Here is a 12614-nt window from a genome sequence, read left to right on the forward strand (position 1 = left end):
GAATGTGGGATCAGATTAGGGAACATTACAAAAGCGTCCGCGGTCGATCCATGGCCGGGCTGTTTGATGTGTCCAAGCGGCCCGAGCGGTTTTCGGTGACGTTTGGCGACCTCCTTTTCGATTTCTCGAAGACGAATCTGGATACGGAAGGTTTGTGGCTGCTGTTTCAACTGGTGGAACAATACAAGCTGACAGAAAAACGCGCCCGCATGTTCCGAGGTGACCCCATAAACGAGACCGAGGGGCGCGCCGTTCTCCATACCGCACTGCGTAACCTGGATGGCGGTCCGGTGCATGTGGACGGTGAGGATGTGATGCCGAATGTGCGTGAGACCCTCGCACGGATGGGCGATTTTGCCGAGAGCGTTCGGGATGGCAGTTTCAAAGGGGCCGGCGGGCAGATCACGGATGTGGTCAATATCGGCATTGGTGGCTCTGATCTGGGGCCTGCCATGGCTACCCTGGCCCTGTCCCCGTACCATGATGGGCCGCGCTGTCATTTTGTATCAAACGTCGATCCGGCCCATATCTGTGACACGCTGCGCGGGCTGGATCCGACGACGACGCTGGTCATCGTGGCGTCAAAGACGTTCACCACGATTGAGACAATGACAAATGCCGCGACCGCCCGCGCATGGGTTGGGGAGGCGGTGAACGAGCCGTCAGCACAGTTCGTGGCGCTGTCCTCGGCGGCAGAAAAGACGGCGGATTTCGGCATTCCGCCCGAGCGGGTTTTCGGATTCGAGGATTGGGTGGGCGGGCGGTATTCGCTTTGGGGGCCGATTGGGTTATCCCTCATGATCGCGATTGGTCGCGAGGCGTTCCACGCGTTTCTGCGCGGCGCACAATCCATGGACAACCATTTTCGTGCAGCCGATGCGCGCGACAGCATGCCCGTCCTGCTCGCCCTGGTCGGCATCTGGCATCACCAGATTTGCGGTTACCCGACCCGTGCCGTGCTGCCCTATGACCAACGCCTGTCACGATTGCCTGCCTATCTTCAACAGTTGGAGATGGAGAGTAATGGCAAATCAGTTGTGATGGATGGAAGCCCGTTGGGTTGTGCCGCAGGTCCGATTGTTTGGGGTGAGCCGGGCACTAATGGCCAACACGCATTTTATCAGTTGATCCACCAGGGCAAGGCTGTTGTGCCCTGTGAATTCATGGTCGCGGCCCGGGGCCATGATCCCGATCTGGCCCATCAGCATAATCTGCTGATCGCCAATTGTCTTGCACAGTCCGAAGCATTGATGAAAGGGCGCTCCCGTAAAGAAGCGCTGGATCTGGTGCGCGGCAAGGGCGTGGCTGAAGACGATGAGGCGCGACAGGCCAGCCACCGCGTGTTCCCAGGCAATCGCCCGTCAACCACCCTGATTTACCCAAAGCTGACGCCCGATGTGCTGGGCCAGATCATCGCGCTTTACGAGCATCGCGTTTTTGTCGAAGGCGTGTTGTTGGGCATCAACAGTTTTGATCAATGGGGCGTCGAATTGGGCAAAGAACTGGCGACAGCCCTTGGCCCAATTGTCGACGGGAGCAAAGACGCGCCAAGCCAGGATACCTCGACCGGCGTGTTGGTGAATTACGTCCACCGCCACGGGGTGCGTTAACGCGGTCTTGTGTCAATCGGTGACGGTTATGGGGTGCGCCAACACGATTTCCTTATCCCGAAACTTATAGCGCACCTCAAACGATCCTGCCTGATCTGGCGCCTTAAGCGTCACCGGATTACCCCGTTTGGTATAGGCGTAATTGGTGTAGCTGCTTTCGCCCACAGGGCCGATCTGGATGTTGTCGCCGTTTTGATCTGGTCCGGTCCATGTCACCTCAAAGTTCTCTCCAGCCTTGACCTGTCGGGGAAAGTCCAATGCGAGGGGGGTTGCGGTCACCTCAATGGGTTGGATCAGGATCACCTCGCGGTCGCGGAACTTGTATCGCACCTCGTACGGGCCGGGTTGCGCCGGTGCAATGAGGCTTAGCGGGTTTTGTCCCTTGGTGTAGGCGTAGTAGCTGTACCCGTTTTCGCCGACCGGCCCGATCTGGATGTTGTCACCATTTTGATCCGGGCCCGTCCACGTCACGTCAAAACTGCCACCGGCGGGAACCTGAGCCGGGAACTCCAGGGACAGGTCAGACGGCGTGACCGTAATCGGGCGGGTGGCAATGACGGTGCTGTCGCGATGTTTGTAACGCAGTTCATAGATGCCTGGCACCGCGGGAAGAATAATCTCAACCGGGTTCCCACTGTCCACGTAAGCGTAATAGCTGTATGCGCCGTTGCCGGGTTGACCGACCTGAATGTTGTCTTGCCCCTCATCTGGTCCGGTCCAGCTGACCAAGAGTGTGGATCCGGCTGGCGCTTCGTCGGGCGCGTCAAGGGTGGCTTGAGCCAACAGGTCAGGTAGCGATATGACCACCTCCATCGCTTGATCACCAACGGTAAAGGCGCCCTCTGCGGTAGCCTCATCCTGAGGGCGTAAGACTTCGGCCATGAAACTGCCACTGGTCATGCTGATCCCGAATGAGGCCGCGGATCTATTCGTCACAACAGGTTGATCGCTGTTTCGCACGGTCCAGATGAGGTCATCGGTGATCGTCTCTCCGTCCGGGCCATTGGTGGCGCGGAATGTCACCTCCACCGGGATGGGGTCCGGCTCCGGTTCGACGATGACAAACATCGCCTCGGCCAGTTCGCTGGCATTGGCAGCGGTTCGGAACGTACCCCCGGTTTCATCCGCCAGGCATTGCAGTTCGGCCTGATCGGCTGGGTCGGTGACATCAAAACCGATGACATGGGCGGTGAAATCAACGCCCGATTGCTCCAGCTGTCGCCCGACGGCGCAGGGATCCATCTCGCATGTCTCACGCCCGTCAGAGACCAGGATGACCGTGGCTTTCTCCTCTATAAATCGCAAGGCCTCGGCGGCCTGGATCACCGCCGCTGACAACGGTGTCTTGCCTTTGGGCTGAATGCCATTGACCGCCGCTGAAATCGCGGCACGGGTGTCACCGCCAGGCAAAACCAGGGTCTGGATATCTTCACAATCCCCTTTGACCCGGTGGCCATAGACCGTCAGGCCAATGTCCTGATCCGCAGGCAGATCGGCGAGCAGGCTACCGATCACCTCTTGCGCAATAGTGATCTTGGCCGCGCCGTCGATCTGACCCCACATGGAGCCTGAACCATCCAGGACCAAAATCGTTTGGGGCCGCTCTTGCGCCATGGTGGAGAGGGGGAGCAGGCAAATGCCCAACGCCAATAAAGTTTTATGCATCATCATGAACTCATATTGCTTCAATCTTTGCATTGGCGCATACGCCCGGCGATTTGACCAGATCTGCGTCACAGTGCAGGAAGTGTCAGCATCGGATCGTAAGTTTACCTTTTGTTCTCATTTTCTGATTGGAGACTCACCGCCGCTCCCCTACTTTAGGATCATAAAAATGCGAGGGTGGTATGGCCGAACAAAAGTTTATCGAGGTCCGCGGCGCACGCGAGCACAATCTCAAAGGCGTCGATGTTGATATCCCCCGCGACGAACTGGTTGTGATTACGGGGCTTTCCGGCTCTGGCAAGTCGTCGCTGGCGTTTGACACGGTCTATGCCGAAGGGCAGCGGAGGTATGTTGAATCGCTCAGCGCTTATGCGCGGCAGTTTCTCGATATGATGGAAAAACCGGATGTGGATCACATTACGGGCCTCAGCCCCGCCATTTCGATTGAACAAAAGACGACATCGAAGAACCCACGCTCGACCGTCGGGACCGTGACCGAGATCTACGACTACATGCGCCTTTTGTTTGCGCGTGTCGGCACGCCCTATTCGCCCGCCACCGGCCAGCCGATCGAGGCGCAGCAGGTTCAGGACATGGTTGACCGCGTTATGGCAATGGCCGAAGGGACGCGTGCCTATTTGCTGGCGCCCATCGTGCGGGACCGCAAGGGCGAATACCGCAAAGAGTTTTTGGAGTTGCGCAAGCAGGGGTTCCAGCGCGTCAAGGTGGATGGCGATTTCCACGATCTGGACAATCCGCCAACACTGGACAAGAAGTTCCGACACGATATCGACGTTGTGGTTGACCGGATCGTGGTCAAGGAGGGGATCGAGACGCGACTGGCCGACAGTTTGCGCACCGCCTTGGATCTGGCCGATGGCATCGCAATTTTCGAGAATGCAACCAGTGAGGACGGTGCCGAACCGGAACGTACCACGTTTTCAGAAAAATTCGCCTGTCCCGTCAGCGGGTTCACGATCCCGGAGATTGAGCCGCGTCTGTTTTCGTTCAACGCGCCGTTCGGGGCCTGCCCGGATTGTGATGGCCTAGGGGTCGAGTTGTTCTTTGACGAACGGCTTGTTGTGCCTGACGCCACGCTGAAGATCAGCGATGGTGCGCTGGCGCCCTGGCGAAAGGGCAAGAGCCCCTATTTCCTGCAAACCATTGAAGCCATTGCCAAACATTACCAGTTTGACAAAAATGACCGGTGGAAAGACGTACCGCCCCATGTCAAGCAGGTGTTTCTATACGGGTCGGGCGAGGAAGAGATTTCGTTCCGCTATGACGAGGGCGGACGTGTCTATCAGGTGAGCCGCCCATTTGAAGGCGTGATCCCGAATATGGAGCGCCGCTATCGCGAGACAGACAGCAACTGGATCCGCGAAGAGTTTGAGCGGTACCAGAACAATCGCTCTTGTGGGACCTGCGGCGGGTATCGCCTGCGACCCGAAGCCTTGGCCGTCAAGATCGCCGGTCTTCATGTCGGTGAGGTCGTGCAAATGTCGATCCGCGAGGCATTTGAGTGGTGCGAGAAAGTGCCCGGAGCCTTGAGCGCCCAGAAGAACGAGATTGCCCGCGCGATCCTGAAAGAGATCCGCGAGCGACTGGGATTTCTGAACAATGTCGGCCTGGAATATCTGACGCTTAGCCGCAATGCCGGGACATTGTCTGGGGGCGAGAGCCAGCGGATCCGCCTGGCCAGCCAGATCGGATCGGGCCTGACCGGGGTGCTGTATGTGTTGGATGAACCCTCAATCGGGCTGCACCAGCGCGACAATGATCGGCTGCTGACGACGCTGAAGAACCTGCGCGACCAGGGCAATACCGTGATCGTGGTAGAACATGATGAAGAGGCCGTGCGGGAGGCCGATTACGTATTCGACATTGGCCCCGGTGCGGGTGTCCATGGTGGGCAAGTTGTGGCGCACGGCACGCCCGATCAGATCATGGCAAACCCGGATTCTGTGACCGGTGACTATCTGGCGGGGCGGCGTGAGATTGCGGTGCCTGCCACTCGCCGGAAAGGGAACAAAAAGAAGGTCACGGTCAAGAAAGCCAGCGGAAACAACCTTCAAGACATCACTGTCGATTTCCCATTGGGGAAATTCGTGTGCGTGACGGGCGTATCGGGTGGCGGCAAATCCACCCTGACGATTGAGACATTGTTCAAAACGGCCTCGATGCAACTGAACGGCGCGCGTCAAACCCCGGCCCCGTGCGAGACGATCCGGGGGCTGGAGCATCTGGACAAGGTGATCGATATCGACCAACGGCCCATCGGGCGCACGCCACGCTCGAACCCGGCGACATATACCGGGGCATTCACGCCGATCCGGGATTGGTTCGCCGGCCTGCCCGAGGCCAAGGCGCGTGGCTACAAGCCCGGGCGGTTTAGTTTCAACGTGAAGGGTGGTCGGTGTGAGGCGTGCCAGGGTGACGGTGTCATCAAGATCGAGATGCACTTTCTGCCTGATGTTTACGTGACCTGCGAGACCTGCCATGGGGCACGGTATAATCGCGAAACGCTGGAAGTTTTGTTCAAAGGCAAAAGCATAGCAGATGTTCTTGATATGACCGTTGAGGATGCGCAGGAGTTCTTCAAGGCCGTGCCCAGCATCCGGGAGAAGATGGATGCGCTGATGCGGGTGGGCCTTGGCTATATCAAGGTAGGCCAGCAGGCGACGACCCTGTCTGGTGGCGAGGCGCAGCGGGTGAAATTGTCAAAGGAGCTGGCCAAGCGGTCCACTGGGCGGACGCTTTACATCCTGGATGAACCGACAACGGGTCTGCATTTCGAAGATGTGCGGAAACTGTTGGAGGTTCTGCATGAGCTCGTCGATGGTGGCAACACCGTTGTGGTGATCGAACATAATCTGGATGTAGTGAAGACAGCTGACTGGATCATAGACATTGGCCCTGAAGGTGGAGATGGCGGCGGCACGGTCGTGGCGACCGGAACGCCGGAGAAGGTGTCCGAGGTCGCTGAATCTCATACCGGGCATTACCTGAAACCGATGTTGCAGCCCAGAAAAGTCGCCGCGGAATAGTCCGATGCGGCCTAGGATCGGAGTGGCACTCGGCAGCGGTGGGGCACGGGGTTTTTGCCATATCGGCGTTTTGCAGGCTTTGGTGGAACGACGGACGTCGCCTGATGTGATAGCCGGAGCCTCGATCGGGGCTTTGGTCGGGGCAGTTTATGCGGCGGGCAAGCTGGAGGAATTGGAAGCCTGGGCGCGCAGCCTGACCCGGGTCAGCTTTGCCCGGCTGTTGGATCTGAACCTTGGATCCGGTGGTTTGGTTCATGGGCGTGCGTTGGAGCGGCTTTTCGGCGATATTGGTCTGCCCGACCGGATCGAGGATTTACCTTTGCCCTTTGTCGCAGTGGCCACTGACATGGTGACCGGAGCAGAGCACTGGTTCAAAGAGGGGTCCCTGTTCGATGCGGTGCGCGCATCGATTGCGCTGCCGGGTGTGATCAGCCCCCATTTTGTCGGCGGGCGCTGGTTGCTGGATGGCGGTTTGGTCAATCCGATCCCGGTGAGCGCGGCACGGATGCAGGATGCGCAGATCATTATCGCGGTTAATCCGAATGCCCGGCTGGACGGTGTGATCTGGCGGTCCAGCACCGAAGCCGCGCAGAAAGGGGACTTGGTGGAGGGTGACAATTCGCAACAAGGTTTCTTTGCGGCCTTGCCAGAGCAGATGCAGACAGCCTTGCTGAGCTTGTCCTCTCCGATCAAGGGGCCCGTCCCGCCGAGTTACATGCAGGTGCTGACCGCCTCGATCGAGATCATGATTGACCATATCCAGCGGTCGCGTCTGGCCGGTGACCCACCCCATGTGCAGCTAAACGGGACGTTGGGAGCGATGTCGATTTTTGATTTTCACATGGCTGCCGGGGCTATTGCCGAGGGGCATGAGATGGTTCGACGCAACGAGGACTTCATTGAAGCGCTGACAGATCCCGGCGTGTGATGGGGGTGCAGGCCGCCCTTGGGGGCATCGAGCCCCCGCGCGGGCGGGCGCGGGTTTCATCGCGCGGAACGGATGGTGAGGGTGACTGCTGGGGCATGCGTTTTTGGCGCCTTTGGCTTATGATGGAGGGCGGAAGAACCGCTCGCGAATGCGTGACCAGTTGCCGGGGCACCAGTTTCCCAAAATACGCACCGATCCCAACCGCAGTTAGAAATTAAACACCAAGTCGGCCAAGGCGACGGTGATCGCGACCACCAGAATGACACGTATCATGATCCGGATCGTCTGGAGATGTACCGGATAGGGTTGCAGGATCACCTTGTACGAGAGACGCGGGATTAGATCCGTTCCAGGATTGAAGTTTATTTGAACAGTCTGCGTGGCGCTGCACAACTCCAGCATGCGCGACGGCAGACCTGTTCCGGCTTGATACAGCGTCGCCGCGGTGATCCGGTTGTGGGGCAGGGTCTACTGCCCGATTGTGACGCGGTCATCCCAGATCTCGAACTGGGTCCGTTTGCTGAACGCCCAGGCGAGGGACGCTTTAGGTGGCCCACTCAGCTTATCCGTGGCCTTGACGAAAGCAGAGAAGAGCGGTTGTTTCATCATCTGTGTCCGCGTTTTTCAAACCGGGGAAGCATGGCGGAGAAGTCACGGCCTTGGCCATTTTCGTCTTCGACGAATTGTCGGTAGAGGGCGGTTGCGTGCTGGCCCAGGGGCGTGTCGGCATCCACGACTTCGGCCGCGTGCTGGCTGAGGCGGAGGTCCTTGAGCATAAGATCGGCTGCGAAACCGGGCTGGTAATCGTTGTCGGCGGGGCTGTGCGGGCCGATGCCTGGCGCGGGGCAGTAGGCGTTCATCGACCAGCTGTAGCCGGAGGAGGTGCTGACTACGTCGAACATTTTTTGCCGGTCGAGACCCAGTTTGTCGGCCAGGGCAAAGGCCTCGCATGTCGCGATCATCGTGACGCCAAGGATCATGTTGTTGCAGATCTTGGCAGCCTGACCCGCACCAGCCTCGCCGCAATGGACGGCCTTTTGACCCATGATCGCAAAAAGAGGCTCGACCTTCGCAAAGGCCGCCTCCTGTCCGCCAGCCATGAAGGTCAGGGTGCCTGCAGCGGCCCCGCCGACGCCACCCGAGACCGGAGCATCGACGGCCAGAAGGGTGTATTTCATCGCCTGTTCGGCCACGGCGCGGGCGCTTTCGACATCGACGGTGGAGCAATCCAGATGGACGGCTCCGGTGGCCATGGCGGGGTGGATCTGGTCGGCGACGGCACGCAGGATCTCTCCGTTCGGGAGCATGGTGATAACGACATCTGCGCCATCCGCGACTTCGGCAGCATCGGCGGCTGTTGCGATACCATCGGCGCCGGGGACCGCCATGTCATAGCCGGTGACCTGGTGACCCGCCGCAGCAAGGTTGGCGGCCATGGGTGCGCCCATATTGCCCAATCCGATGAAGCCAATTTGCATGTCAGTCCTCCCAGGTGAGTGCGCTTTCCCCCAACGGGAGCAGCATTTTTGTAATATCCGCCTGCGGTACGGCTGTCGGGCCGTCATGGTGCCAGTGGGGGTTTTTGTCTTTGTCGATGATTGCGGCGCGGATGCCTTCGATGAACTCCCCATGTTCGGCGGAGCGAAAGGTGAAGCGGTATTCCTGTTCCAGCGCATAGCGGATGTCATCAGGGCCGCGCACCCTGCGGATGACCTCGATCGCGCAGGCCATGGCGAGCGGAGAGGGTTTGCCAAGCTTCGCCAGCGTTTCATCGGCAAAATCGGTTCCAGCAGCAGAAAGGCGGTTGGCGATTGAGGCAAGATTATCGCAACCGAACATATCGTCGATCTCGGCGCGGTGATCGTCCAGTAACGGCGGCCCGGGATCGGATGTGGCGGTATCGATCAGAGTCAGGTCGGCAGTTTCGAGGAGCTGTTTTTTGAGGCTGTCCCACTGATCCTGTGGCACGAAATAGTCGGCAAAACCCGCAAGGATGGCATCGCTGGGCCCCATGCGATGGGCCGTGGTGCCCAGGTATTCGCCCAGGTAACCCGGTGCGCGGGCCAGGATCAGGGAGCCGCCGACATCCGGGACAAGGCCGATGCCACATTCGGGCATGGCGATGCGGGAGGTTTCGCAAACAATCCGGTGGGAGCCATGGCACCCGACGCCGACACCGCCACCCATAGTGTAGCCTTGCAGGAAGCTGACCACGGGTTTGGGAAAGGAAAACAGCCGCGCATTCATCCGGTATTCATCGCGCCAGAAGCGGCGGCCATAGGTGTAATCGCCTGCCTTTCCGGTCGCGTACATTTCCGCAATGTCGCCACCAGAGCAAAAGGCGCGGTCGCCCATGGCGTCGAACACCAATAGGGCGATGCCGTCATCGTCGGCCCAGCGTTTCAGGGCCCCGTCGATGTCGAGACACATCTGATGTGTCAGAGCGTTCAGCGCATCCGGGCGGTTCAGGGTGATATGGCCGACCGCACCGGTCTGGCGGATATGGATGTCGTTCATGAAGTCAGCATGTGCCGGGCTGTGATGACGCGCATGATCTCGTTCGTGCCTTCCAGGATCTGGTGAACCCGCAGATCGCGCACGATCTTCTCGATCCCGTAATCGGCCAGATAGCCGTAGCCACCGTGGAGTTGCAGGCATTGGTCTGCGACGCTGGAGCCAGCCTCGGTCACGAATTTCTTGGCCATGGCGCAATGCTGGCCGGCATCAGGTGTTTTACGGTCAAGCTTCCAGGCGGCTTGGCGCAGGAAGGTGCGGGCGGCCTGAAGTTCGATCTCCATATCAGCGAGGCGGAATTGCAGCGCCTGGAAATCGTGCAGCTTGCGGCCAAAGGCTTGCCGTTCGTTCATATAGGCCATGGTTTGATCAAGCGCGGCTTGGGCAGCGCCCAGGGAGCAGGCGGCGATGTTCAGACGCCCACCATCCAAGCCCGCCATGGCGTATTTGAACCCCATGCTTTCTTCTCCCAACAGGTTCTCAGCGGGTGCTTTGCAGGCATCCAACTGGACCTGCCGGGTGGGTTGGCTGCGCCAGCCCATCTTGTCTTCAAGGCCGCCAAAGCTCAGCCCCTCCGCCCCGTCGCGCACGATGATCGCTGACACACCGCGTGGGCTGTCATCGCCCGTGCGGCACATCACGATGTAGGCATCCGAATAGCCACCGCCCGAGATGAACGCCTTTGTGCCCGTCAGTTCATAGCCCGCATTGGTGCGCACAGCCTTGGTTTTCAACGCCGCCGCGTCTGAGCCGGAACCGGGTTCGGTCAGGCAGTAGCTGTAGATATCGGCCATGGTCAGGGCGTCTGGCAAGAGCCGGTCGCGCATCGCCTCATCACCGAAGCTGTCGATCATCCAGGCGCACATATTGTGGATCGAAAGGAATGCAGCAACAGAGGCGCAAGAGCGGCTGAGCGCCTCAAAGACCAGCGTGGCATCCAAACGGGTCAAACCGGATCCGCCGCTTTCTTCGCGCACGTAAAGCCCGGCAAAGCCAAGTTCAGCCAATTTCGGCCACAGATCCTTGGGGATTGTCCCGTCGGTTTCCCATTTGCGGGCATGTGGCGCGATTTCACCCTCACCAAAGGCGCTGGCCATGTCAAAGATGGCGGTCTGTTCCTCGGTCAGCTCAAAATTCATGGGCCGTATCCTGTCTATTGCGGTTGGAGCACAAAAGAATTGAACACTTGTATGATTCCGTGCGGCGCGTTTGTCTAGCCGTGCTTACCGTAGCCATCACATCCCAAGCATTCGGAACTTTGGAGAGATCGGCTGCGTTGTGCCTCCAACCAAAAGGAGAAACCCATGTCTGCCCCCGATACCAATCTCGAAAAGCAAGCTGAACGTCATGGTCCGTCCCTGTTCGGGATGGCGGCTGTCGTTGTGTTTGCCCTGCTTCTGCTGGCTGGTTTGACGTCCTGGCTGGCCTATAATGGAAATGTCCCAGAGCAGAACGGCGCGATGATTGACGGGCGGACGGGAGTAACCGTTTCGGTAGATTGACCGCTTTGATCAATTCTGTGGGGTGTGCCGTGTCCTGCGGTCGCGGGCTAAGGTGTAAAGCCCCGATCCCAATATCAGCGCGGCACCGGCATAGGTCAGCAGATCGGGGCGTTCGTTAAACGCGATGATCCCGATCAACAAGCCAAACAGCAGCCGGGCATATCGGAACGGCGCCACCGCCGCGATATCCCCGATCCGCATCGCGGCGGTGATGGCGTAATACGCGCAGGCCGTAAGAATGACTGCGAGGATCATTAACGTCACACCTGTGGTTTGCCACGCTGTGCCGCCGGGATCGACGGCGATGCCGATCATGCCCAGCGGTGCGATGACGGCAAAGCCATAAAATGCCAACAAGAGGGAATGGACCGAACCGGGAACAGCGCGCGTCGCCAGATCCCGAGCAGCCAAGGCTATCGCAGCAGCCAAGGCAAAAAGAGCGTTGGGATCGAATCCTTCCAGGCCCGGTCGCAAGATCAGCAGAACACCAACGAAGCCAAAGCTGATCGCGCTCCAACGTCGCCACCCAACCTGCATGCCGAATACCAGAACGGCGCCGGCTGTGACTAACAGGGGCGTGGCTTGCAAGATCACCGTCAGCGTCGTGAGAGGTACACGCGACAGGGCGGTGATCATGCTCAAGGCCGCCAGCATCTCAAAGCCGTTGCGGACCAGAATGGCGCGGTTCCAGAATACCGCGTTGATCAACGGAACACCGCGCAGGATTGCCAAACATGCAAATATTGCGGAACCACCGCCGCCCAGCAGCAACAGGATCTGCCAGTTGGTCAACGTGGCGCTGGCTTCCTTGATCAGCGCGTCGCCTGCCGCGAACCCGGCCATGGCCAGGGTCATTAGGGCCGCGGCCCGCACGGTATCCATGGATGTCAGCCTTTTTTGAGCGGAACCCCGTAAAGTTCCAGCCGGTGCCCCTTTAACCGGTAGCCGAGCTTTGCTGCGATCTTTTCTTGCAGTGCCTCAATCTCGGGGTCGCAAAACTCGATGACCTTGCCGCTGTTCATATCGATCAGATGGTCATGGTGATCGCGTTCGGCATCCTCATACCTGGCACGGCCATCGCCAAATTCCAGCCGGTCGAGTATGCCCGTTTCCTCGAAAAGTTTGACGGTCCGGTAAACCGTCGCGATGGAGATCTTGCTGTCACGGGCAGAGGCGCGGTGGAACAGTTCTTCGGCATCTGGATGGTCGCTGGATGCTTCCAAAACCTCTGCAATGACACGGCGTTGGCCGGTCATGCGCAATCCCTTTTCCTCAAGCCGGGCAATGATGCTATCGGCCATGGCTCCTCCACACCTGAGCCCTGTTGGTATCTTAGAACGTCGGTCAG

The 12614-nt window shown here is 59.1% G+C and carries 12 protein-coding genes; 4 read left to right on the forward strand and 8 right to left on the reverse strand.

The window, feature by feature from the left end; translation table 11 throughout:
• Window positions 1-2: 2 nt before the first annotated feature.
• On the forward strand, window positions 3-1610 hold the full coding sequence (pgi, locus tag IU397_RS19000; protein WP_204416815.1) for a glucose-6-phosphate isomerase: 1608 nt from the start codon (window positions 3-5) through the stop codon (window positions 1608-1610).
• A gap of 12 nt (window positions 1611-1622) precedes the next feature.
• Here pgi and IU397_RS19005 read toward each other — a convergent pair whose 3' ends face one another.
• Window positions 1623-3275, reverse strand: coding sequence for a VWA domain-containing protein (locus IU397_RS19005; RefSeq protein ID WP_204416817.1), 1653 nt, complete (start codon window positions 3273-3275; stop codon window positions 1623-1625).
• Between the two features lie 182 nt (window positions 3276-3457).
• On the opposite strand from IU397_RS19005, the gene uvrA reads away from it, so the two are divergent.
• Both uvrA and IU397_RS19015 read left to right on the forward strand, forming a co-directional pair.
• Entirely contained in the window at window positions 3458-6322 is a 2865-nt protein-coding gene (uvrA, locus tag IU397_RS19010; protein ID WP_204416819.1) for an excinuclease ABC subunit UvrA, read from the forward strand.
• Window positions 6323-6326: 4 nt separating this feature from the next.
• Window positions 6327-7250, forward strand: a complete 924-nt coding sequence (locus IU397_RS19015) for a patatin-like phospholipase family protein (RefSeq protein WP_204416821.1) — start codon at window positions 6327-6329, stop codon at window positions 7248-7250.
• A gap of 207 nt (window positions 7251-7457) precedes the next feature.
• On the opposite strand, the gene IU397_RS19020 is transcribed toward IU397_RS19015, so the two are convergent.
• From IU397_RS19020 to IU397_RS19040, 5 genes are all read right to left on the reverse strand, one after another.
• Complete coding sequence (locus IU397_RS19020; RefSeq protein ID WP_204416823.1) at window positions 7458-7652, reverse strand: hypothetical protein; 195 nt, start codon at window positions 7650-7652, stop codon at window positions 7458-7460.
• A gap of 66 nt (window positions 7653-7718) precedes the next feature.
• The gene (locus tag IU397_RS19025; RefSeq protein ID WP_204416825.1) at window positions 7719-7856 is read right to left on the reverse strand and encodes a hypothetical protein; all 138 of its coding nucleotides are present in this window, start codon (window positions 7854-7856) and stop codon (window positions 7719-7721) included.
• Window positions 7856-8728, reverse strand: a complete 873-nt coding sequence (gene mmsB, locus IU397_RS19030; protein WP_204416827.1) for a 3-hydroxyisobutyrate dehydrogenase — start codon at window positions 8726-8728, stop codon at window positions 7856-7858. Before mmsB ends, IU397_RS19025 begins: the two co-directional genes overlap by 1 nt.
• A 1-nt stretch (window position 8729) precedes the next feature.
• The gene (locus tag IU397_RS19035) at window positions 8730-9767 is read right to left on the reverse strand and encodes an enoyl-CoA hydratase/isomerase family protein (RefSeq protein WP_204416829.1); all 1038 of its coding nucleotides are present in this window, start codon (window positions 9765-9767) and stop codon (window positions 8730-8732) included.
• Window positions 9764-10903 (reverse strand): acyl-CoA dehydrogenase family protein, encoded by a 1140-nt coding sequence (locus IU397_RS19040; protein WP_204416831.1) that lies wholly within the window; start codon window positions 10901-10903, stop codon window positions 9764-9766. The genes IU397_RS19035 and IU397_RS19040 overlap by 4 nt, the downstream gene beginning before the upstream one ends.
• A 165-nt stretch (window positions 10904-11068) precedes the next feature.
• On the opposite strand from IU397_RS19040, the gene IU397_RS19045 reads away from it, so the two are divergent.
• On the forward strand, window positions 11069-11266 hold the full coding sequence (locus IU397_RS19045) for a hypothetical protein (protein WP_204416833.1): 198 nt from the start codon (window positions 11069-11071) through the stop codon (window positions 11264-11266).
• Between the two features lie 9 nt (window positions 11267-11275).
• On the opposite strand, the gene IU397_RS19050 is transcribed toward IU397_RS19045, so the two are convergent.
• The gene (locus IU397_RS19050) at window positions 11276-12148 is read right to left on the reverse strand and encodes a DMT family transporter (protein WP_204416835.1); all 873 of its coding nucleotides are present in this window, start codon (window positions 12146-12148) and stop codon (window positions 11276-11278) included.
• A 5-nt stretch (window positions 12149-12153) separates the two neighbouring features.
• Window positions 12154-12567: a Fur family transcriptional regulator gene (locus IU397_RS19055; protein WP_204416837.1), complete on the reverse strand. Its 414-nt coding sequence runs from the start codon at window positions 12565-12567 to the stop codon at window positions 12154-12156.
• Window positions 12568-12614 lie beyond the last annotated feature (47 nt).

The sequence above is a fragment of the Actibacterium sp. 188UL27-1 genome (assembly GCF_016901225.1).
GTDB lineage: Bacteria > Pseudomonadota > Alphaproteobacteria > Rhodobacterales > Rhodobacteraceae > 188UL27-1.